Below are 24,460 nucleotides of genomic sequence, written 5' to 3'. Positions count from 1 at the left end.
CGATTTATTTAAACCCATTTCTTTAAGCATATTTCTTCAAACCCATTTTTCCAATTCCAACAGCTTTAAGTCATCAAACTTTGGCTCGCCATTATTGCCATCTACGGGAAACGGTTGACTGTTACCCGTCAATTCATAGCCTCGACGCTGATAGTAGGCCAATAGCTCGGGTCTTCGTTCTAATACACTCATTTTTAAATGGGCCAAGTTTTGATGACTCGTTGATTCATTATCAGCATTTGTTTGTTTATCATTATTTTTCTTAGCACTGTTTACAACGCCATTTAAATGACGGACAGCAAAAGTTTCTGCAGCAAAGAGCACCTCATTACCGATTCCTTTGCCCTGTAGCATGGGATCAACAGCAAAAGTGCCTATATAAGCTGAATCATACGCTAAAATAGTCTCATTAGAATCATCATTTTTAAAATCATTTGTTTTTATTTCGACCGAAATACAAGCCAATACTTTTCCTGTTTCTTGTGTCTTATCTGTTTGCGTGTCTATAAAAACTTCAGGATAGACAAATAAATAATGCTTAGGATTATTAATCATCGCTTCGATTTCAGCGGCAGTAGTCCGAATGCCACTGACCAAATGAGCCTCATTGGTCCAGCCCACATTGAGACGATAACTTTGATTTAATAAAGTCAGTAATGCTGGTACGTCTTCTACCGTCGCTTGACGTAGACGAACTTTGGGCTTAGACATTAGATTTGTCTCCAAGTTTATGCATGGATAAAATAGACTATATATGACATGCCTCCGCCCTCTATTAAAACAGATAATGAAAGCAAAGGTAAAGTTAGAATGTGTTGCTAGGTTCCCTACTTGCTCATGTTATTATAATGAAATTAATTTGAAAGTATTGAGCCAAACATATGATCAATCCACAGGCAGATAATGTTCCTTTTACCCAAATCACTGCGCAACAAATAAAATCACTTACCGACCTTGCTCAGTTGCCACAACCTTATCCGACCCCTATCTTGTATGCTACTTTTAAAAACACCCCCAGTGACTTTCAGGTTAATGAAATACTAGATCTAGAGTTAAGCGGTATTGGCGAACATTTATGGTTGCAGATTACAAAGAGTGGTATGAATACCACTTATGTTGCACAGCAATTGGCTAATTGGGCTAACATACCGAGCCGTGATGTCGGTTATTCTGGGTTAAAAGATCGTCAGGCAGTCACTACTCAGTGGTTTAGCTTACGCATACCTAAACAAGCAATGCCCGAGACTAATTTTGACGATTTCATCACATCAAATCGACTCAAAGAAAAATCAACTGCTAGAACATCGGGAGGATCTAACGAAGATGAGACCATTAAGGTTCTGAAACAAGTTTGGCACAGCAAAAAGTTAAATAGAGGCACCCACAAAGCCAACCATTTTGTCATTAACTTACGCCAGATTCAGCTCAATCCTGATGTCTCAGACAATAAGCACACCGTCGATGCCACCTTAAATACGATTGGTAAGCAAGGGGTACCAAATTACTTTGGAAATCAACGCTTTGGTCGAAATGGTAATAATATTGTTGCTGCTATAGAGTGGTTTGAGCACGGCACAATAAACGATCGTAAGCCCCACCCTAAGAAAAGCCGAGATATCCAGTCATTGCTATTATCCTCCGCTCGCAGTGCTATTTTTAATCAAATTTTAGCGGAACGAGTGATAAACAGTAGCTGGAATACCGGACTCGATGGCGAGGTCTTTAATCTGGAAGGATCAGGCTCACTTTTTGCCTGTGAGCAGTTAGATGAGGATTTAAAGACACGTGTGGCTAGCGGAGATATCCATCCTACAGGGCCGCTATGGGGAATTAAAAATGATAAAGTCAAGGCAGAAGCTCAAGCAATAGAAGCTGAAGTTATAGCAGCCAATCCTATCTTAACAAGACTGGCTAGGGGACTAGATGAAAAACAAATTAAATCTATGCGCCGAGCATTACGACTGCCAATCACTAACTTGCAATGGACATGGCGTGATGACTCAACACTAGTACTGGATTTCATACTACCCACGGGTACATTCGCTACCAGCGTTTTAGCCAGTATTGTAAAAAATTTAGATGGCTAATTAGATAGCCTATTTAGAGAGCGAATGCAAACGGGTTATTTATATAGCTTATTTATATAGCTAAGCGACTAATATCAAGCCAGCATATCCTCTATGACCAATCTTTGACCCTCCGCTAAGCGTGGTACATCGCCAAGCCTACGCCAAGGCATGCTTGTACCATGAAAATCACTGCCTGTAGAAACCATTAAATTGTGCTCTGCAATGCAACGATCAATCATTCGCCGCTTGCTAATCGGCTCATCATTGCTCGGTAATTCACAAGCATCACCGCCAAACTGAGCAAACTCTGCAATCAGTTTGCGTACGCGAGTTGCGGATAAGTTGTACCGGGTTGGATGAGCCAACACTGCCTTACCTCCGCAGCGATGAATCAAGCTGATCGTATCTTCCATGCTCAACGTCTCAATAGGCACATAGGCTGCTTTATTATCTGCCAGATATTTATCAAATGCTTTTTGCATGGAAGGTACAATGGCAAACTCTAAAAGCACTTTAGCGATATGAGCACGCCCCACTGCCTCGGCATTACCATCTGCTTTTGCTAATACCGCTTGCCATAGCTCTTCAAAGTCAAAGTCAGTCAGCTCTGCCATCTTCTCAATAATGGCGCGCCCCCTATTGGCTCGGCTTTGTTGTATATGCGTTAGGGTGTCGTTCATCTCAGCAAAGTTTTTAAATCCCAAAGCCAATACATGAATGACTTTGTCTGTTTCTTTGTTTTTACCATAACCACCTGTAAGGGTGTGCTGGCAACTAATTTCCACACCATTGATTAAGGTCATACCAAGCTCTTCTGCTTTTTGCCGGGCTTCTGGTATCCCTAACAACGTATCATGGTCGGTTAATGCAAACACCTCAATGTTTTTTTCATGTGCTTTTTCTACTAAAGTTGTAGGATCATTACTACCGTCAGAACATGTGCTATGGCTATGTAAATCAATTAACATGCAGGTATGCTTTTTACTCATGTCAGTAGGAGTATGCGTCGTTGTTGTATTAGGTTGTTGTGCTTTAGTAGACATATTGACTCTAATTAAAGGGTTTGAAAGAGAGTTGATTAATGTCTATTTTAACGGTTTATTGACTCTCTTTGTTAATAAATAACAATCTATTAGCCGTCAGCAAATAATGACTGTTTAAGTAAGCATTTCTAATCCAGCTTTCTAATCCAGCTTTCTAACCCAACTATTTTAACTAAAGTAGGCTCGGCGGTGTTATGACTTTTTTTTGTCGGCAATGGCGTGTAAACTATCGACATTAATATGTCCTTTATGACATAAACCTTATTTTTTAAACACTGTGGTCACTATGAAAGCATTTTTAGACTTTATTCCCCTCATCGCCTTTTTCTATGTGGCAAAAATGCATGGCATTCTTGCTGGTGCAGGGGCAATTTTGGTAGCCACTATTGCTGTCTCTATTATTCATCTAATGACGCAAAAAGGTAAACTACATAAGCAGCAGTGGATCACACTAGTGCTGACCGTACTGTTTTGCGGTCTAACCTTGATGTTCGATGATGATATTTACTTAAAATGGAAATCCACGGTAATTAATGGCGTATTTGCTGTGGCTTTACTGGTTAGTGTGCTAATGAACAGACCTTTATTAAAAATGGTCATGAAAAATGTGTTCTCATTAACTCAATCTGGCTGGAATAAGCTGACTTTAGCTTGGACAGGATACTTTGTGTTAATGGCGGCATTGCAGTATTATTTTGCTTTTTTTACGCCTGAACCCACATGGATTAACTTTAAAACTTGGGGCTGGATTCCATTTATGGTAGTGTTTATGGTTGGACAGTTTGTTTTACTACGAAACTATATGAATCCAGAGCTTGCTAATTCTGCTGCAGAAAAAGCAAAAGAACGAGAAAACCAAAATAAACCTTAACGTTGAGTCACTAGATAGAGCGATTCGCTTTTAACTGGTCTCATCTTAATAAATTTGCTAAAGCATCACTATCGTAAACATAGGCAATAGTTATAGTTGTTATAGGTATAGGCTACATTGTTTACAAGGCAACTAAACGCAGATATGTAGCTGTTTATTAAAGTAAGTACAGCTTATTAAAAGGGTGCTACTAGCGAGGTCAACCGTTCAACCATATAGAAACTTTGACGATATCTTTATCAGTTTTGATTCAACCCTTACCTATGTAACTAACGTAACTAACGAGATTATTATGTCATTATTCGCTATTATTGGTCATGATGTTGCCAACTCATCTACGCTTCGTAAACAGGTACGTGCCCAGCACTTAGCCCGTTTGGACAAACTGATTGACGAAAATCGACTCATTATTGCCGGCCCAACACCTATTGAACACGGTCAAACTGACATGTCAGGTAGCCTGATCATTGCTGAATTTGATAGTATTGAGGCGGCACAAACTTGGGCAAATGATGATCCTTATATTCAAGCAGGTGTCTACAGCCATGTAGATATTAAACCCTTTATCCAATCGCTACCAAAAGATTAACGCCTACCATAAACACCTATTTTACCCGTCCGATTTAATTGGAAATCGCTTCAATGCCAAGACCCATCTCAATATCTCGTGTACTGTGCCTAGCTTTTATAGTGACCTTGACAGCATCATTGGCGAGGCCAGAACCTACTGTTATTGTTAATAATCCAACGACTGAACTTGCGGACTCAGAATCAGCCCCTAGCGACCCTCAAATAGCGCCTCCACCAGCCTCGCCATTTAATGAGCAAGTTACCGACAATATTAATGACATAAGTACTGATGCCCTTGCTAACCCCAATAGCCTTGCCAGTGCCATGCACCCCAGCGATGCTGAGTTATCCGCTGCTAACCAAGAGCTTCTTGGACGTAATGCTCGATTACAGCGTGATGTCAATGATTTAGAAACCCGCGTTAACGTACTGATCAATGAGCGTAGTGGTCAATTATTTATGTATGGTGCCATTACCGTGACTATTGCTCTATTCCTTGGTTTTGTTTTGGGCTGGTATATGTTTGGTCGTAGAGATAACTGGTAAGTTTTGAGCTATAAGATTATACAGTCGAACTCCTTACCTTTTACTTAACTTCTTTATTTATACTTAACCTCTTCATTTATCTTGAGATTTATTTGACAGAACTGTCGTTAAAAACTCTAAAATCGACACAATGTAACCAAATAGACTTGGTTTGACATGACCACAGACAGGCACTCCATACTTTGCTATGACACATCTCAAACACTATCAAACTGCTTCTGAAGGGTCTTCCAATAATAGATCTTCTAATATCACGGCTTCTAATGCTAGGGCTTCTAATAACTTGCCTATTAGCCCTGCCAAGCTGTCATGGCAAGAAGATGCAAAAGGGGTCTTGGTACCCGTCTCTGAATTGTTTGGAGATGTCTACTACTCCTTAGCAGATGGTTTAGCAGAATCTCGATATGTCTTTAGTGAGCAAAACCACCTACCTCAACGTTTTGCCTCCCTACTAAAAAAAGCCTCAACAAACCCTAGTTATCAGAGCTTTACCATTGCTGAATTAGGATTTGGTACTGGCCTAAATGTGTTAGCGACTTGGCAATTATGGAATAAGGTCAAAACGGAGTATACTGAGAAAAATCAATCAAACACGTCTTCACATTTAACCCCTAGCCTACATTTTATCAGTACCGAAAAATATCCGCTTATTCATGCAGATCTCAAACAAAGTTTAAGCAATTGGCAACAGCATGAACCAAGCCTTGGTCCTTTTATTGTTAAGTTACTTGAACTGTATCCAAGTTTGGTTGCAGGATGCCATCGTCTCCATTTAGCGGAGGATGTTACCCTAGACTTGTGGTTAGGAGACGCTGCTAAAAATCTGGCCAAATTAGATAATACCGCTCACATTTTACCCAAGGCTAGCGCAAATAAGCCTCATCCTCATATCGATGCTTGGTTTTTAGATGGTTTTGCGCCGTCACGCAATAAATCATTGTGGGCTGATGAAATTTTTGCCCAGATACAACGATTATCCAAACCCGGTACCACAGTAGCGACATTTAGTTCTGCGGGTGTGGTAAAAAGAGGGTTGATAAACGCTGGCTTTGCTATCAAAAAAGCCAAAGGCTTTGGACGTAAACGTGAGATGCTAACCGCTAGAATGGGCAATGCAGAAGACTCACAATCTTCGATTTTCCTACCTGACAATAGTTTAGAAGAGAACTTTTTATCACCGGATAATTCACAGCCGAAATACTCCCAACACAGCTATTCTCACATTGCCATTATTGGCGCTGGCGTTTCAGGTTTAATGGCAGCTTGGGCATTGGCACAGCGTGGCATTAAAATTACCTTATTGGACAAAGTCGCACCCTTGGCTGGGGCTTCGGGTAATCCACGCGCACTACTTGCCCCCAAGATGACACCTCTTAAGCACGTAGACGAGCATTTACATACTATGGGTTATTTATACAGCCAACGCTTTTATCGGCAGCTTGACGCAAACCCCAACTATTTGAGTCAGAATAAGCCCTGCATCTTTGAACCTACTGCTACGCTAGACTTAATGCTTAAATCGAACATTAATACCGCCCAGGTTTCTCAATACCCTAAATCAATGGCAACCACGCTAGAGTCTACTCAAGCATTGAAAATCTCAGGACTGGTTAAACAAGACCTGCAAGAAAACCTATATCTACCGCAAGCGGGTTTGGTCAATCCAAAAGCATTGGCTGATACCGTACTCCATCATCCACTGATTAACTTTGTACAAGCTGATGTAGAAAAAATAGTCCCCAATGTGGCTGATAAGAACGCCGATATAACCAACGGCGTTTGTCTAAATTTGAAATCTTCAACAATGGAAAAATTGTGTGCAGATAGCGTTGTGATTGCCATAGCGCATGTCAGTCAATCGTTAGACAGCCGTATATTTGAGTTCCGCAAAATACGTGGGCAGTTATCTTGGTTTGAGCCTACTAAAGAACAACGTAAAGCACTGCCTAAGCTACCTTTGAAATATGGTGGTTATTGTGCTGTATTTACTCCCAGACCCTCTGATGATGAGCTTAACCCAGTCACTACAAATTGTTCTACTTTCTTGTTAGGGGCTAGCTTCGTACGTAACGATATAGCCACAGATATTCGGGAGTCAGAACACAGGGTTAATAAAGAGAAATTGGTTAGCGCCATCCCAGAGCTTGAGAAGCTTTTTAGTGTGCAAAAACAAGATGCGCAAAATGAGTATTCAGGGTGGAAAGCACGGGCAGGTATTCGAGCGCAAACACCAGACTATCATCCATTGGTTGGTCAAGTGGATAATGACGGGCTAATTTGGACCCTAAGTGGTATGGGCTCAAAGGGCTATGCGTTTGCCCCGCTTTGCGCTGAAGCTTTGGCGGATATGATGACGGGTCAATTTTGCCCCCTATCGAGTTCGATGCTTGCTCAGCTATCGCCAAAGCGTAAAAGCTTACTGAAGCCTTTGCGCTAAGATTTCATTAGCGCACCTAATTTTTCTATTTATTCGAGAAAATCTTGCTCAACATATCGAGTGTTTCACTGACCATGACCATACCCACCACTGAGGTAACAGCAACCGCAGAGCCATAACCACCGCAGTGTAGACCACCTATCTGACAGGCATTGTCGCCTTTACCCACAATAGGTGGCTGAGTGGAATAGACGCATCTAATGCCAAACTTTTCTTTCATCTCTTTATTGATGCCATGTTCATGGCGCAGCTTGGTGCGCAATCTTGCTAATAGGGGATCTTGAAAGGTATCTTTCAGATCGCTTACGGTAATTTGCAGCGGATCTGTTTTTCCACCTGCTCCGCCAGCACAAATCAACTTCAACTTATTAAAACGGCAGTGTAAGGCGATAGCTATTTTTGCAGACATATCATCTGTACAGTCCAATACTATAGTTGTTTCGCCATGTTGTAACCTTTGTCTAGCATCATCACGGCTTGGTAGTAATTCCCGAACATTATCGGCCGTTAAAAAGTCATCCACTTGAGTGATCACAACATTAGGGTTTATTTGCGAGGCGCGCTCTGCCATGACAGCGACTTTACTCTTGCCAAAGTTACTGTCCAATGCAGGCAATTGGCGATTGACATTAGATGCAACCAGCACATCCATATCCACTAGGGTTAGTTTACCCACACCAGTGCGTGCTAAACCTTCTACAACCCAAGCGCCTACTCCACCAATACCTATGACTATCACGTGCGCATTAGCAAATCGGTTAAAGCTATTATGCCCATACAAAGTTTGGGTACCCTGAAAACGACGTTGATACTGAGTGGTATCGACGTCTCTAGTAGCATTGCTACTAGAAGCAGAGCTAGTTGCGCTAGAGGCATTGATTAAGGCGTGCGCATTATCTACTGTCATAACAAAATATATATCAAATAAGTTGGGGGAAAGTTAAATTTAACATAACACATTCAGCAGTTAATCACGATATTAGTCAACCCGCTTTATAAACTTCTATCACTTTTACTTAAACGTGCTTGGACGTATCGGCTTAACAAAATCATCTCACATCTGGCAAAACCCAGTTAACGTTTAAGGCATCACAGCTGTTTTGCCATAACTGAATGGCTAAGTGTTCAGGCTCTACTGCTAATAACTCACTAAGACTTGTTAAAACTATCCTTAGGTTTTCAGGCTCATTACGGGTATGAGTATGACCTACCTGACACTGAATGGGCGTCATATCGGGGCAGTCGGTTTCTAAGACCAAACATTCTAGCCCATATTCTTCAACAGCAGCCGCAATCGAACGGCGCAGTTTTTTTGCATTGGAGTTGGTAACCTGCCCTGTCACACCAAGCTTAAACCCAAGTTTCGCAAAAGCCTTAGCCTCTTGCTCTCCACCACTAAAGCTATGCGCAATGCCGCCAAGCTTTTTGGCATTGTACGAATGCGACTTTAAAATGGCGAGTGTCTCGGCATGGGCTTTACGGATATGCAGTAATACTGGCAAGTGATGCTCTACAGCTAAATTCAGTTGCGCTATAAAAAACTGTTTTTGTTTGGCAACCGCATCCGGTGTTTTTAATTCATCAGTAAAGGTATCCAAACCAATCTCGCCAATGGCAATGGGAGGATTGAGTGTCACAAATCGAGCTAAACTCTCTAAATCTGCTTGTGTATGCTCGGCAATATAGGCAGGATGCAAACCCATTGCTAAATGGGCGGTCGGAACCTTCAATACGTCAGTCTCTAATGCGATTTCTGAGTTTACTCGTTGAAGCTGATGTTTGACATTTTTTAATCGCTCAAAGTATTTTGCTAAATAACCAACTAATAGCAAATGACGAACACCCGCCTCATACGCAGAATGAGCCAACTGAATCCTATCTTGATCGAACGCAAAATCATCAAAGTGAGTATGGGTATCGATCAGCGGCGCAATGAAGTTTTTAGACTCTAAAGTAGGCATAATGGTATACAACTATTTACTAGTAGTTACTGTTAAGTATTGTTCGCTCAAGTCATATCAGGATTAATGAGCAAAGGCTTTAAAAACAGTGTCGAAGCAATCAGCACAGCGCAGGCAAGATAGCCCAGCACTGTTGCACTTAAAGCAAGTATGTGTAGAGAACGCGGGGTTAACAGGGTAACCTTTTATTATTATCAGTTAGTCCTTATTACAATCTGTTTGTTTCTCATTATTTTGTTCAGGTTTTGATTGAGGGTTATCTATTGGTTTGATAATAGGAGCACGGCTACTACGTCTTGGGATAAGCAGCAACGCCAACCCAATTCCGACAAGTTTTATTAAATTAGATGTACGCATAACCCTCCGGTAAAACTATCAGGTGTCTAAGCTCTCTAAATCCATACTTTAGAATATATCATCGTACCCATAACTTAGGGTTTGACCGTGGTTAAATCAATAACCGCTTCATTCTTATTAACCGTATCGTTATCCTTATTACTAAAACTGCTATTAGAGGTTGCCGGCTGGTTGTAAACTGGTGAGGTCGAGGAGGCGGGTAATGGCACTGACTTATTAGAACTTGATACTGGGTTCAAAGGGGCAAGCTCGTAATTAGGTGTCACATTTGTATCTTCATCCCATCCAGCAGTACCTGACATAGGTATTTTTTTAATCGTACCGTTTTTATCAATGACCAACTGCATAACCCGCATTTGATTATAACGGCGTTCCGTCACACTCGCCACGGCACCGCCATCCCGCAAAATAGTGGGTTGTAAAAATATGATCAAATTGCTTTTTTCTGTATTTGCGGTGTCTGAACGGAACAGTCTACCCAACAGCGGCACATCGCCTAATCCCGGTACTTTTTGCTGACCATTGGTCGTGTTGTCTCGCATCAAACCACCCAAAGCAATCGTTTGTTGGTCATCGGCCAAAATAGTAGTATTAATCAGGCTCTTATTAGTGGTCAGGCCACTGGCATTGCCTCGTGTATCGTTGACGACAGAAGAGACTTCTTGAGAGACCTCTAAACGAACCGTACCATTGGCGCCAATATGTGGTATGACATTTAGATTAATACCGACATCTTTACGTTCGATGGTTTGAAATGGGTTGGTCGATGAGTTGCCTGATGTGGTATATGAACCTGTTACGAAGGGCACGTTTTGACCCACTAGGATACTGGCTTTTTCATTATCCAGCGTTAAAATTGAAGGCATGGATAGTAGATTAGCGCTAGTTGTTGAATCTAAAGCCTGTAAGATAGCGCCATAAAACTCTCTATTACCATTATTGTCTTTACTACTTTTACCCGCCCCTATTAGAGCGCCAGCAATAGCGCTTGCTGCACTACTCACACCAGATCCAGTCAATGCCGCAGTAGCAATTGCAGACGCCGGCACGCCGGCATTATCAAAATTAACCACGCCATAACCACTATTGGCATTGCCTATAGCCCATTGCACCCCTAACTGATTGGCATCACTACCTGATACCTCAATTATCGCCGCTTGGATAAGCACCTGAGAACGGCGAGTATCCAACTGGTTAATCGCTTCTTCTACTTCAACCATTAACTCAGGATCACCATTGACGATAATCGCATTTTGCGTTTCGTCCGCGATAATACTAAATGGGTCGTCACCTTTAACTACTGAGCTATTATTTGTGCCCGCACTCGCACCTGAACCAGTAGGATTAGAAGCGCTATTGCTATTGGGACCATTAAGTGACGTGGTGCCAGTGGCACCGCCCGCTGCATTACCTGCTAAGGAAGCTGACTCAATACTAGAGGTTGCACCCAAGCTATTTAAAGACTGGTTGGATAATAGTCCACGTAACATATTAGCCACATGCCCTGCGCTTGCATATTTCAATCGAAAGACACGTAGTCCACTTAACCGTTTAGAGGGCATCACATCCAACTGATTGACCATAGTACGAACTTTAGCTATCATTTCTGGACTACCCTGCACCAACAACCGATCACTGGCCGTATCAGCTATAACCTTTAACGTCCCAGAACCTGAGCCACTGCTCGCTGTACCGGTTAATCCACTGATTAAGTCCATCATGCGTTCTGGATCAACATGACGTAGCGGAACAACACTTAAAGCATTATTATTACTGCCATCTAAATCACGGATTAACGTTGTAATTTGGTTCAGACTATCTGCCCGATCGGATAATACCAATGCATTGACACCCGGTACTGCAGCCGCATGAGCAGACTGTGGCATCAATGGGCGAATAACCGTTAGAATCTCAGCAGCTTGTGTATTCTCAAGATAAATAACCCGTGTTTTTAGAGCTTCACCACTACTATTACCTTCTAGATCGACCTGAATCCCAGATTGTTTTGCTACATTGTCTGGCACAAGCTTGATGGTCGTCCCCGTATCAATTGCTGCAATACCATTGACTTGCATAACACTCAAAAATAACTGATAAACCTCAGTTTTCGATAAGGCACGGTTTGAAATAACCGTAACATTACCGTTTATACGTGGGTCTAATACAAAGTTTTGATTAGTAATGGTGGCTACTTCATTGATAAAGGCCTTGATAGGCGCATCCTGAAGATTTACTTTCCAGCTTTCAGCATGCGCATTAACAGATATCGTCACTGCTAAAGGTAATAATGCCCAGCTCAGAGCTTTTAGATCAATCATACCATTTATACGCAAGCCATCTAAACGGAACCGAGCTACTAAACGTAGCACTAATAAAGACTGAGATAACTTGGTTGCTACTGGTGCAATTGATGCAAACTTTTTAGAGTAATGCAAATTAAACATGCTGTCTTGTACCTACAGTTGTAACGCGGAATAAATGAATATAATAATACTTATAGTATAAAACCAAAATGAGCCTAATAAGTGCAAAGAGCGAACACAGTGTAAACATTATGAGCATTGTATTAATATAGTCGGAGTAGTCTAAAATTGTTACAAGATAACCGAGCTCAGTTAGTACGGCTTGTACAGGTAGCAAGGTTAATACTGTAAGCGTTTAGAATGACCGTGGCTATTAAATTAAGGTGTTTTTTATTAAATTGCCATTAGATGACATACAACAAGCACCAAAAACAAACACCGAAAAAAAACTCATGGTTAAAGCCAATTCAGACACAGTTGGTTAAAACTGCTGCCTAATTGTTATAGTTTGGTCGCCACGCTGAACCTCTATAGTAGCTTGACCTGACTGTTTAACCTGATTGAGCAAATCAGCATCTCCAGCAGGATTAGCGCCCACGCTTTGACCGTTAACTGACAGCACCTTATCGCCAGTTTCCAACCCAAGCCGATTACGTATTTTTTCTGGCATCGCATCGGTTACTTGATAGCCATCGCCAGATGCCATAACGCCCATACTGCTTAGGTAACCGGCTGGATTACTCTTAAGTTCGCTACTCGCCTTATCAATAGCCGTTGCTACGCTCGGTTTAAGCGTATTCTCTAACGCAGGTCCTCTATCAGCATCACCGATCTGCTCTTCTGCACCCTCGTTTTGATGACTATCACCTGTATTCTCCTCATCTCGATTCCTAGGAACCAATCCAGGACCAGAGGTAGCGTTAGTAGCGTTACGACTATTGGGCAAGCGCCTGTTACGAATATTACCTTTTTCAGTTTCAATACCTGCATTACCTTGGTCGAGTGGCATGCGCTCTGGCATATCTATGACAATCTGGCGATTACTGGCATCGGCAATAATAACTTGATTCCATGCAACATCTACCAAGGTATAGTTTGTTTCTTCTAATGCCTCACCAATACGATAATTAGCCATGACACCATTAACTTCTAACATTGCCGATGAAAACTCACTTGGTGTTGCCAACATAACCCCAGTCAAATTGACATTTGGCGGTTTTTTTTGCGGCGCAGCAGAGTTATTACTCTCAAAAATTGCTAATGCTGTACTTGCATTGACCTGTGGGGCTTGTCTCACTTGTAGCTCAGCCAACTGTAGATTGGGTACTTGCGGTGGTGCTAAAACCAACCAAACGATACGGGCAAGACCCCAACATAGCCAAATAATGGCAAGAAGAAGTAACCATCCTGACAGCCGATTGAGCCCGTCAGTTACTGTCTTACCGAGTGAGGCAAAAGCATTTGACATCAGCTACCACCCCCATTTGCCATACTGCCTAGAAGTGGCTGACGCACACTTACAACTGCTGTGTCAGCAGGTGCGCTTCCCTTATAGCTGGGCATATTCTCTAGCAGGCGCTGAGTTAAGCTGACATCTATCATACCTTGCGCATCTAAATAAATATCGCCTAAACGCTTGCTGTTATTATCCACTAAATTAGCATGGATCACATTAGTTTCACTGCGCGCCTCTTGGGTTATATCGGCCCGCATAGCCGGCAATATAATCTTATAAACTTTGTTACCATTTGGATAGTCTAGCTCTCCTCCCGACCATGTTAACTGACCGTCAACATCGCTAAAACCCTTCTCTTTATGCCGCTTAGCTGATAGCGTATTAACTTGGATGGGCGCTTCAGGAAGTTTCCAGTTTACGACCGAGGCTAAGGTCTGCTTGTCAATTTTTCCGCTTAAATCTGTCACTTCCCAAGTACTGAACCCTCGGCCTACACGGCCATCTAACTGGGTTTTTCCTGACTTGAAATCAATATCCGCACTAAGTTTACCTAAAAATAAAGACATAGGTTTCATTTGCCAAGTTAGCGTGCCAGACAAGGGCATGGTATTGGGCTGAGCGGAGGGTATTGGCAAGGTGGCAACAGCGGAGCCTTGCCAAATATTACCAGACACATGCTGTATATAGGGGGAGTTCGGCATAAATTGATTAATCAGCCACACCGCTGGCATTTGAATGACGATGCATAATGCCAACAAGATGACACCTATTAGCCACCATACTTTGCTTGGATTGCCTTTTTTTTCAAAGGTATTTTTAGAAGACGAATACATGGTAGATTGCAAAATAGATAAAAATCCAAGTCAGTTAAGAGATTAAGAGATGGAGCACCTAAAATTAGTAAGCATACCTAAAAATCATCCATTATTATACCTAATGATGACAAGATGGTTACATATTCTTGTTAAGCCGGAATCAAACTAGAATCCCCTAATGGATTAAGCCTACCCTTTAAAAAAAATGAGTCTCTTTAATCACTTTATTACAATTAAATATAAACCATCAACAATAAATAATACGCTAGCATGTCAGCTGTCATATTATTTCATTAACTTTACATATAAAACGCATCATTGTACTTGAGATAAATGCGAATGTAACTCAATAACTTATCTTTATTATTCCTCTTTATTATTTCGATTACCCTTTAATTATAGGCCATTATTGTATCCATAATTCCAGTATAAATACTCAAGCACTCATTCACAAATTAGGTAATGTCACAATAGCGAATAGGCAATCACATTAAATTGCCGACCGCTTACGACACGTCAATAACCAGAAAACTTTAGGTCTATTTGATCATTTACCTCAAAGGAAGAGTTGAGCGAAATTTGTCTTAATCAAGGTCTTGAATGCGGTGAACAGCTAGATATTGACCCATTCAGCAACACAGAATAAGGCAAATTCAGACAATTTTTACTTGAGCGTTCAATAATTATCAAACCTACCTCATTATTATGCTGACGTGGTAAATGATAAAATTGTTTTAAGATTCTGTGCCATCAATCCATTATTAACCAAAGAAGATATTGAAGAGGTGGTAAATAATATAAAAAGTGATATTGCATCGCTTGGTTTGCTTGAGCAATAATATTTGTGCAATAGATCTTTTTTCTATTAAGTATTTACCAAAAAAAGAGCTTATATTTAATATAAGCTCTTTTCAAATTAATCAACACTTATATACTTATAAGATTTAGAAAGGAATATCATCATCACGTGGTGTATCTTTCATTGGTGCAGGGCTAGCTGACGTCTGATTGTTAAAGCTATTTTGTTGGGTCTGGTTATTTTGCATAGGGTTATTTTGCGCAAAGCCATTACCCGCTTGACTTGGCTGGTTATTACCTTGAAAACCAACTTGGGCTTGGTTACTGGTATTACCAAAGTCAGTATTACCCTGCTGCGCAGGGGCCGATTGCGCATAGCCACCCGCTTGAGCACCGCCACTAGCACCACCCAGCATTTGCATTTGATCGGCACGTATCTCAGTGGTGTAACGGTCTTGACCATTTTGATCTTGCCATTTACGAGTACGTAAGCTGCCTTCAATATACACCTGACTACCTTTACGCAGATATTGGGCGGCAATTTCGCCTAAACGGTTAAATAAAGACACACGATGCCATTCTGTCGCTTCGCGTTTTTCGCCAGTTTGTTTGTCCGTCCACTGCTCAGAAGTAGCCACTGAAATGTTAGTCACACTACCGCCATTACTGAATTGACGAGACTCTGGATCATTGCCTAAATGACCTATAATAATTACTTTATTAACACCACGCATAGAGTTTCCTTTAAAATTTGATAAATATAATAAGGTTTATTCACTTTACCTAAGTTTCATTTAAATATCTAGTTTTGTATTGGTCATTTGCGACAATTGCTGTCGTGAGTCATCATCAAGCTTTAGCTTATCTAATTTTAAATAAGCCACACCTTCCTTTGCCATAACCACCATCTCATCAACCCCTTCAATATCCATAATTTGCTGTGACCACTTTTGAATAACAACGCCCTCAGGAATGGCTAAAGTTGTGCTGGTAAGATAAGGCGGCTGTGAGATAGGCAATATCAATAATAATGCCACTGCCATAATACCGCCTAATAGCCCCCATGATAGCATTGTTCCTTGGTTTAATAACATACCCCCTAAAGCACCTCCGAAGAATGCCCCAAGAAATTGACTTGACGAGTTAATACCCATGGCGGTCGCTTTATTGGCAACTGGCGCCCTCTTGGAAATCCATGAAGGAATGGTTGCCTCTAATAAATTAAAACCAATAAAGTACAACCCCAGCCCCACTATTAGGCCAATACTTAACTGACTACCCAGCACCAAACAGACAAAAGCCAGTACAATTACCATTAATGCCGCTAAAAATATCTGACGCATTTTACGCTTTTTTTCAGCAATAATAATAAAAGGAATGGCAATAGCAAAGCCAATAAACAAGAGTGGCAAATACACCAGACCTTGCTGACGAACACTTAAACCCAGTACATCCGCTAATTGTTGTGGCACAATCACGAAAATAGCAGTCATGGTCAAATGTAGAGCAAAAATCCCGATATGCAAACGGTTTAAATCGCCAATTCGCAGCACTTCCTTTAATTGCTCTTTAATCGATTTATTCGCCAAATTATGCTTGAGTACACGTAGGGGCGTCGGAACAATAAACAACAGCAACATTGCGATGGCGGCAAAAATAGCGGTTAGCCAAAACAGACCAGATATGCAAACACTCGCCACCATGATTGGCCCAATGGCAAATGACAACATGATAGAGGTGGCAATGGTCAGCCCCATGGTTGCCATCGCTTTTGTGCGTACTTGTTCACGTGTTACATCGGCAAGCAGCGCCATCAATACCGCTGACACCGCCCCACTACCTGCCAGTGCCCGACCAATAATAACCTGATAAATACTATCAGCGTTTGCCGCCACGATGCCGCCTGCTGCAAACAGTAAGAGACCTAAAAAAATCATAGGTTTACGGGGGTATTTATCCGCCGCCAAACTCATTGGGATTTGGAATATGGCTTGACCCAATCCGTAGATACCCACAGCCAGACCTATCAACAGCGGGGTGGCATGCGCATAGTCATGACCATAAACTGAAAACACCGGTACTATCATAAATAGCCCAATCATACGCAGCGCAAAAATACCGCCTATACCAGCAATAGCTCGTTTCTCGATGCTATTCATATCGCTCCCACTGTAGCTACATCAATAGTCTATCCTAGATAAATCACTACAAAGCAACCAAGTTTATATATACAGCAAACGGGGTTAGCATCACAGTGGTTTTAAATGAGGCAGACTATACTATATGTCTTGATAATTAACCATATATCTAAATGATTATCGAATAACTGCATTATTATAATGGATTCAGCCTGAGTATAGGCAGCAACATTATGCCGAAATTTAAAGGACTGTCTATTCAAACTCGATAACTATATATTCAAGCATATTCAAGCTCAATAACTAGCGAAAGACATTATATTAAACGCTTTATATATTAGCCTGCCTCGAACTTTGACCTTGAATTATAGGCAAAAGAGACCCATTAATAATCTAACGAATGACACATTTATTAAACTTACCTCTTATATAACGTATATATACCTTATTTTCTAATTTAGCTACTCTTAAGTCATAAATCTAATGATTTCAACTCAAACGAAATACAAATAGTGTAAAGTTGAGGGTTGTTTAATAAAGGTTTGATCAACAGCTTAGGCGCAAACTTAATGTAGGCACTAACACCTAAGCCTCATTAGTCTTTTAAATTAAAATCAGCCTTTTGAGCTCAAAACTATAAAAATTAAAGCAATGAAAATAAATTAAATCACTCAAAACAGCGTAGCCCTTTATTTACATCAAACGTCTTAACAACCCTAATAAACTTGATAACCACTTAAAACTTGATAACCACTTAAAACTTGATAACCACTTAATATGAAAGGCTTTATATGGCACACGAACACATCAAAATTCGCGGCGCACGCACCCACAATTTAAAAAACATCAATATCGATATTCCCCGTGATAAATTTGTGGTTATTACAGGGTTGTCTGGTTCCGGTAAATCATCCTTAGCATTTGACACCTTATATGCTGAAGGTCAACGTCGCTATGTAGAAAGCTTATCGGCTTACGCCCGCCAATTTTTATCGCAAATGGACAAGCCAGAAGTCGATAGCATTGAAGGCTTATCCCCTGCCATTGCCATTGAGCAAAAATCTACCAACCACAACCCCCGCTCCACAGTCGGTACGATTACCGAAATATATGACTACCTGCGTTTACTCTATGCTCGTGTCGGTACACCATTTTGTCCAGTGCATGACTTACCCATGGTGGCTCAAACCATTACCGAAATGGTTGATGACATTATGGCATTGCCTGAAGACACCAAGCTGATGATATTAGCGCCAGTGGTACGTGACCGTAAAGGTGAGCATGTGGTGCTACTTGAACAGCTGGTAGGTCAAGGATTTGTGCGGGTACGAGTGGATGGTAACGTTTATGATATGGATGAGCTACCGCCCTTAGAAAAAAACAAAAAACATACCATCGAAGTGGTCGTTGACCGCTTTAAAGTGCGTGATGATTTGGGTAACCGTGTGGCTGAAAGTTTAGAGACGGCGCTACGTTTGGGTGGTGACCTCGCTATCTTACATTACATGGACGGTAACCCCAATCCTGATGCGTCTAATAGCAATGTTAATACCGAAGGCGATGACCAAGTATTGTCTGCCAAGCACTCCTGCCCCGTGTGCGATCGTGCGGTTTCAGAATTAGAGCCTCGCTTGTTCAGTTTTAACAACCCTTACGGCGCTTGCCCTGCCTGCGATGGCTTAGGCAAACGCCAATACTTTGCTGCTGAAAAACTCATTACCAATCCCGAAAAATCACTCAATCAAGGTGCAATCAATGGTTGGGATAAACGTCATGCCTATTATTTTGGGCTACTAACCACCGTTGCTAAGCACTTTGATATCGATATGGACACGCCTTGGCAAGAGATATCAAAAGAGCATCAAGATATTATTTTGAAAGGTTCTGGTAAAGAGAAGATACTCTTTAACTTTACCGATGAGCGTGGGCGTAAAACCAAAAAGACCACCCCTTTTGAAGGGGTATTACCCTACCTTGAACGACGTTATGCCAAGACCCAAAGCAACTTTGTGCGTGATGAATTGGCAAAATACTTAGCCGACACCACTTGTAACGTGTGTGATGGCGCCCGTCTAAATGAAATTGCTCGTAATGTGCGTGTTGATGGCCGTGGTATCTCTGAAATCGTGCAAATGTCTATTGGCGATGCGGCAAACTATTACGCTGATTTACACATGGGCGGAGCCAAAGGCGAAGTCAGTGACAAGATTTTTAAAGAGATTAACGAACGTCTGAATTTCCTAGTCAGTGTTGGCTTGGACTATCTCAACCTTGCCCGCTCAGCTGAAACCTTATCAGGCGGTGAAGCCCAGCGTATTCGTCTCGCCAGCCAAATTGGCGCAGGCTTAATGGGCGTTATGTATGTGCTTGATGAGCCGTCTATTGGTCTGCATCAGCGTGATAATGACCGTCTGATACAGACGCTTATTCGCCTGCGTGATCTTGGTAATACGGTGTTAGTGGTTGAGCACGATGAAGATGCCATTCGCCAAGCCGACCATGTGATTGATATTGGCGTGGGTGCAGGTGTGCATGGCGGTCATGTCATTGCCCAAGGTACGATGCAGGATATTATGGATGTGGAAGAGTCGCTAACGGGTCAATATCTATCGGGTAAAAAAGAGATTGCCATCCCTAAGACTCGACATAAAGCCAAAACTATCGACTTAAATAATCCGCCTGAAAGAGCGCGTATTATGCCAATGGGTAAAGCTAAGGCTGCTGCCGCGAAAAAAGCGGCTGCTGCGAAAGCGAAAGCCAAGCCAATACCCAAAAAGATCGTGCCGATGCAGATTGAACTCAAAGGGGCGACGGGTAATAACTTACAAGATGTGGATTTAACCATTCCTATCGGCACCTTTACTTGTATTACAGGTGTATCAGGCTCAGGTAAATCAACGTTGATTAACCGTACCCTAATGCCGTTGGCGGCCACCCAATTAAACAATGCATCGACCTTAGTGCCTGATAAATACGACAGCATAACCGGTCTTGAATATCTCGATAAAATGGTCGATATTGACCAAAGCCCGATTGGACGTACGCCTCGATCAAACCCTGCTACCTATACGGGTGTGTTTACTCCAATCCGTGATTTATTCTCGCAAACCCAAGAAGCCAAAGCGCGTGGTTATAAAGCAGGTCGCTTTAGCTTTAACGTCAAAGGCGGACGCTGTGAGACTTGTCAGGGGGATGGACTTATCAAAGTTGAGATGCACTTCTTGCCCGATATGTATGTGCCCTGTGACAGCTGTCATGGCAAACGCTATAACCGTGAAACGCTTGAGATTCATTACAAAGGCAAGAGCATTGCCGAAGTATTGGATATGACGGTCGAAGATGCCACTGAATTCTTCTCAGCAATTCCGCCGATTCATCGCCGCCTACAAGCACTGATGGATGTGGGCTTAAGCTATATCCGTTTGGGTCAGTCTGCCCCGACATTATCGGGCGGTGAAGCCCAACGTGTTAAGTTGGCTCGTGAGCTTGCCAAACGTGATACCGGGCAAACGCTGTATATCTTGGATGAGCCAACCACTGGTTTGCATTTCCACGATATTTATAAGCTGCTTAATATTCTTCACGCACTGCGCGACAAGGGTAATACCATTATCGTTATTGAGCATAACCTAGACGTGATTAAGACTGCCGATTGGATTATCGACTTAGGTCCTGAAGGCGGTAAGAATGGTGGTTTGATTATCGCAGAAGGCACGCCTGAAGAAGTTGCTGAAAATAAAGCCTCGTTTACAGGTGCATTTTTGAAGCCAATACTTGAGAAAGCGTCGTAAACGGTTAGTCACTGTTTAAATAAGAAAAAGGCCGTCCTGAGTGGGATGGCCTTTTTTGCGTCTCTTGTAGCTATTACCGCTTTTTCTCTGATTTGATAATTAAGTGTTCGTATAGTTTTACACATTCATAAATGTATAGTTCAATCTATAATGATAGTAATTGCTGTAGTTAATTAGGTTTGTATTACAAACTGATAGTATCATCTATAATAATATAGAAAAAATAATCATTCTTTGAACTGGGTTTATTAGAAAATGTCAGAATCTAAGTACGATGCTATATTAGTTGATACTTCCATATTTGATGGAAATGGATTAAATCTAGAGAGTGGGCTTTTAGCTAGATTAAAGCAATTTTCTAAAACCAAGATCGACTTATTAATGCCAGACGTTATAAAAAATGAAATACTATCACACCTAGATAAGAAAATTAAAAGCTCAAAAAACTCTCTTGAAAAGTCCATAGAAAATGCAAATAATGATTTATTTCTTGATGATAACATCATAGATGAAGCTAGAAGGCTACTTTTGGACAATACAAGAATAGAATCTTTAGCTCAATCAATATTAGAACAATTTATAGACGATACGGATGCTCTAGCAATCGAGTGTAACCAATTCGTATCTATCACAGAAGTATTAAATATATATTTCAAAAATCAGCCTCCTTTTGCTGAGACTGGAAAAAAGAAAAGCGAATTTCCAGATGCAATCACGCTTTTAGCAGTAGAAAAATGGGCTAAAACTAATAACAAAAGTGTCCTAGCAGTAGCACGTGATAAAGATTGGAAGAATTATTGCGAAGGCTCTAATAATATTGATTATATTGAAGACTTCTCAGAAGGGTTATCATTGTTCAATACAGAAACAGCACCTCATTTGCTGATAGAAAATCTACAACAAGCTTTAGAAAAAGGGCTAGCGGATAATTTCTTAGCTGGAATAGAATCTGAATTAGAACTTTCACTAAATGATTTTGTTCCAGATCAAGAAGCAGATTCTTATTATTATTGGGAACCTGATGGGGCACATGGCTGGTTTAAAGAATTTGAATTAGATAGCAACGATTTTAAAATAATTGAAAATGGCGAAGATTCGATTGTAATTGGTGCGTGGGCAACTATTACTGTGGAAGCTGAAGGAGATTTTTCATTATCGATTTATGATTCTATTGATCGCGATTATATTTCAATGGGTGGTGTAAGTAGAACTGTTGAAGAAGAGTTTAAATCGGAAATTCTTATTACTATCTCTGGTAATTTGAGCAAAGATATAAATGAACTTGATATTGATAATGTTGAAATTGTAAATCCTATAACTTGTATTGACTTTGGTACGTTAGAAGTGGACTGGGGTGAATATGAATAATATAACCACATATTATTAATCATTTTCTTTACTAAACTCCAAAGCTTATTGTAGGTTGGCGTGGCGCTTGCGATAGATACCCAACATCCTTATTTACTCTGCATACCTAGGTAAGAGCGGTAAAAGAGAATACTGTATTATCCAACCGCACGATGCCTGCTTTTGTGCGAGGGACGAGCACCGAGCTAATCCTTTAAAGAACGCCTACCTATAAAACGCATATTTCTCCCCTACTAAAGAACTCATAACCTGAGGCCAGTCTTTTACTCTTTTTTCTTTTGTTTCTTTTATTGCTTTTATTGCTTTTGCTGTTTATTAAAACGGTCATAGAGTACATTCTATTAAAACAGTCGCTCAAAACTAACTATGTTATTACCCATAACAGCCTGATAAAATGGCGCATCTTTAATAGCATTTTTTAAATTACTTCCCGTAATGGCAAACTAAAAAAGGAATGTCGATGATGGCACCGCAATCCCCTCGACCACCACAACCGATAGAAAAACAATCCTCGTTACCCGAACAGCCTGATGTAAAATCAACCACAACTCATAATCCTACAGACAGCCCTAAACAGTTGCTAGGCGTCTACTTTAAAGGTATGGCAATGGGTTCGGCAGACATCGTGCCGGGTGTGTCGGGCGGTACAATTGCCCTCATTGCGGGTATTTATGAACGCTTAATCAATGCACTCGGAAGCATTGGCCCAAGCTTATGGCATGTGTTTCGCGAGCATGGCGGAATTAAAGGCTTACTTGCGGTTTGGCGAGAGGTCGATGCGACTTTTTTATTGTGTTTGCTATTGGGTATCGCTACCAGTTTTATCACTTTGGCTGGTACCATTAAATACCTCCTAGACACTCAGCCTCTATTCATCTGGTCATTCTTTTTTGGTTTGGTCGTCACTACCGTGGTAATACTATTAAAGGAGATTAAGTGCTGGAATGTGGCACGTGCAGGGCTGTTTGCTATCGGTATTGTGGCAGCAGTCGGCATCAGTAATATGCCCTTACTAACGACAGAACCCAGCTTGCCTTATATCTTCTTTGCTGGTGCGATTGCCATTTGTGCCATGATATTGCCGGGTATTTCAGGGTCATTTATTTTGTTATTGCTCGGTGTATATCATGCGGTGCTTGAGGCGGTGCATACCCTTAATCTGAGCGTCATTTTTACCTTAATGGTGGGTATGGTAACTGGGCTATTGCTGTTTACCCGTGCGCTTAAATGGTTATTATCCCGTTATTATCAGGGTACATTGGCGCTGTTGACCGGATTCATCGCTGGTTCACTGGTTAAGGTGTGGCCGTGGAAGGTAGATGGCTTAGGGGGATTGGGTAGCTTAGGTAATGAGGCCATTCATAATGTCGCACCGTGGCACTACCCTACTGGCGCACACTGGTTTGTAACTTTAGGCTTAATGATTCTTGGGGCGCTGATGGTGTCTGCGTTGTCTTGGTGGGGACATCAAAGTAAGCGAGTTGAAGGTTAGGATTGATACTTAAAGCTGATTTTAAGCAATTTTTTTAAGTCTCCATTCTCATGATCATACCCTATAACAGTTGGATTTCAACTTCGATTCAAAATGATGACCAGATTGAGCAGACTTTGCCATACTAAAAACTGGCAATACTAAAAACTTGCAATACTAAAGAAAGGTATCAACTAAATTTTAAAAACTTCCTATGAATCGCTCTCATCGAGGGTCAAGGCATGGACATTAAACAATGTCTTATCAGAAAGTCTTATTTAAGGGGCTTTGTCTTACCAACCTTGAGGAGGATCAAGCAAAACATTGTATTGCTCGACGCATTTATCCAAACGATAAGTAAGGTTGATTTAACTCGTTTGTTAACGTGTCACATGGCATATTAATCAGATACATTGCTCATTAGCTTAATGATTTATACAATTTAGCAAAGCTATACAGTTATGGA

Annotated in this window: 18 protein-coding genes; 8 read left to right on the top strand and 10 right to left on the bottom strand. The window is 41.3% G+C overall.

From position 1 onward, the window contains the following. Window positions 1–36: 36 nt before the first annotated feature. Window positions 37–711, bottom strand: a complete 675-nt coding sequence (locus tag AC2SLL_RS09665) for a GNAT family N-acetyltransferase (RefSeq protein WP_486531481.1) — start codon at window positions 709–711, stop codon at window positions 37–39. Between the two features lie 170 nt (window positions 712–881). Here AC2SLL_RS09665 and truD point away from each other — a divergent pair, with 170 nt between their 5' ends. Next, on the top strand, window positions 882–2,087 hold the full coding sequence (truD, locus tag AC2SLL_RS09660) for a tRNA pseudouridine(13) synthase TruD (RefSeq protein WP_486531480.1): 1,206 nt from the start codon (window positions 882–884) through the stop codon (window positions 2,085–2,087). Between the two features lie 74 nt (window positions 2,088–2,161). Here the strand turns inward: truD and AC2SLL_RS09655 are convergent, their stop codons facing one another. After that, window positions 2,162–3,037: a PHP domain-containing protein gene (locus AC2SLL_RS09655; protein ID WP_486531529.1), complete on the bottom strand. Its 876-nt coding sequence runs from the start codon at window positions 3,035–3,037 to the stop codon at window positions 2,162–2,164. A 361-nt stretch (window positions 3,038–3,398) separates the two neighbouring features. On the opposite strand from AC2SLL_RS09655, the gene ispZ reads away from it, so the two are divergent. The 4 genes from ispZ to mnmC1 all read left to right on the top strand — a co-directional run bounded on the left by ispZ (window position 3,399) and on the right by mnmC1 (window position 7,536). Then, window positions 3,399–3,983 carry a septation protein IspZ gene (gene ispZ, locus AC2SLL_RS09650; protein ID WP_486531479.1) on the top strand — a complete coding sequence of 195 codons (585 nt, stop codon included), beginning with the start codon at window positions 3,399–3,401 and terminating at the stop codon, window positions 3,981–3,983. A 292-nt stretch (window positions 3,984–4,275) separates the two neighbouring features. Next, complete coding sequence (locus tag AC2SLL_RS09645) at window positions 4,276–4,572, top strand: YciI family protein (protein ID WP_486531478.1); 297 nt, start codon at window positions 4,276–4,278, stop codon at window positions 4,570–4,572. 53 nt (window positions 4,573–4,625) lie between these two features. Next, the gene (locus AC2SLL_RS09640; protein ID WP_486531477.1) at window positions 4,626–5,099 is read left to right on the top strand and encodes a hypothetical protein; all 474 of its coding nucleotides are present in this window, start codon (window positions 4,626–4,628) and stop codon (window positions 5,097–5,099) included. Window positions 5,100–5,286: 187 nt separating this feature from the next. Continuing rightward, window positions 5,287–7,536 carry an FAD-dependent 5-carboxymethylaminomethyl-2-thiouridine(34) oxidoreductase MnmC1 gene (gene mnmC1 / locus AC2SLL_RS09635; protein ID WP_486531476.1) on the top strand — a complete coding sequence of 750 codons (2,250 nt, stop codon included), beginning with the start codon at window positions 5,287–5,289 and terminating at the stop codon, window positions 7,534–7,536. 25 nt (window positions 7,537–7,561) lie between these two features. On the opposite strand, the gene AC2SLL_RS09630 is transcribed toward mnmC1, so the two are convergent. The 8 genes from AC2SLL_RS09630 to AC2SLL_RS09595 form a co-directional block, all read right to left on the bottom strand. Then, window positions 7,562–8,443, bottom strand: coding sequence for a tRNA threonylcarbamoyladenosine dehydratase (locus AC2SLL_RS09630; protein ID WP_486531475.1), 882 nt, complete (start codon window positions 8,441–8,443; stop codon window positions 7,562–7,564). 142 nt (window positions 8,444–8,585) lie between these two features. Beyond that, the gene (locus AC2SLL_RS09625) at window positions 8,586–9,497 is read right to left on the bottom strand and encodes a TatD family hydrolase (RefSeq protein ID WP_486531474.1); all 912 of its coding nucleotides are present in this window, start codon (window positions 9,495–9,497) and stop codon (window positions 8,586–8,588) included. Window positions 9,498–9,695: 198 nt separating this feature from the next. Continuing rightward, entirely contained in the window at window positions 9,696–9,854 is a 159-nt protein-coding gene (locus tag AC2SLL_RS09620; protein WP_486531473.1) for a hypothetical protein, read from the bottom strand. Between the two features lie 74 nt (window positions 9,855–9,928). Next, entirely contained in the window at window positions 9,929–12,298 is a 2,370-nt protein-coding gene (gspD, locus tag AC2SLL_RS09615; RefSeq protein ID WP_486531472.1) for a type II secretion system secretin GspD, read from the bottom strand. A 340-nt stretch (window positions 12,299–12,638) separates the two neighbouring features. Next, window positions 12,639–13,625 carry a type II secretion system protein N gene (locus AC2SLL_RS09610; protein ID WP_486531471.1) on the bottom strand — a complete coding sequence of 329 codons (987 nt, stop codon included), beginning with the start codon at window positions 13,623–13,625 and terminating at the stop codon, window positions 12,639–12,641. Then, window positions 13,625–14,446 (bottom strand): type II secretion system protein N, encoded by an 822-nt coding sequence (gspN, locus tag AC2SLL_RS09605; RefSeq protein ID WP_486531470.1) that lies wholly within the window; start codon window positions 14,444–14,446, stop codon window positions 13,625–13,627. The genes AC2SLL_RS09610 and gspN overlap by 1 nt, the downstream gene beginning before the upstream one ends. A gap of 926 nt (window positions 14,447–15,372) precedes the next feature. Next, complete coding sequence (gene ssb / locus AC2SLL_RS09600; RefSeq protein WP_486531469.1) at window positions 15,373–15,960, bottom strand: single-stranded DNA-binding protein; 588 nt, start codon at window positions 15,958–15,960, stop codon at window positions 15,373–15,375. Window positions 15,961–16,020: 60 nt separating this feature from the next. Next, complete coding sequence (locus AC2SLL_RS09595; RefSeq protein ID WP_486531468.1) at window positions 16,021–17,385, bottom strand: MFS transporter; 1,365 nt, start codon at window positions 17,383–17,385, stop codon at window positions 16,021–16,023. A 770-nt stretch (window positions 17,386–18,155) separates the two neighbouring features. Here AC2SLL_RS09595 and uvrA point away from each other — a divergent pair. From uvrA to AC2SLL_RS09580, 3 genes are all read left to right on the top strand, one after another. After that, window positions 18,156–21,155, top strand: a complete 3,000-nt coding sequence (gene uvrA, locus AC2SLL_RS09590) for an excinuclease ABC subunit UvrA (protein WP_486531467.1) — start codon at window positions 18,156–18,158, stop codon at window positions 21,153–21,155. A 255-nt stretch (window positions 21,156–21,410) separates the two neighbouring features. Continuing rightward, a complete protein-coding gene (locus AC2SLL_RS09585) occupies window positions 21,411–22,523 on the top strand; it encodes a PIN domain-containing protein (RefSeq protein WP_486531466.1) in 1,113 nt (370 codons plus the stop codon). A 460-nt stretch (window positions 22,524–22,983) separates the two neighbouring features. Continuing rightward, on the top strand, window positions 22,984–24,015 hold the full coding sequence (locus tag AC2SLL_RS09580) for a DUF368 domain-containing protein (RefSeq protein WP_486531465.1): 1,032 nt from the start codon (window positions 22,984–22,986) through the stop codon (window positions 24,013–24,015). The last annotated feature ends 445 nt before the right edge of the window (window positions 24,016–24,460 follow it).

The sequence above is a fragment of the Psychrobacter sp. CX97 genome, from assembly GCF_057396285.1.
The sequence above is the reverse complement of the archived record's forward strand: the minus strand, read 5'-3'. Positions and strand labels throughout refer to the sequence as shown.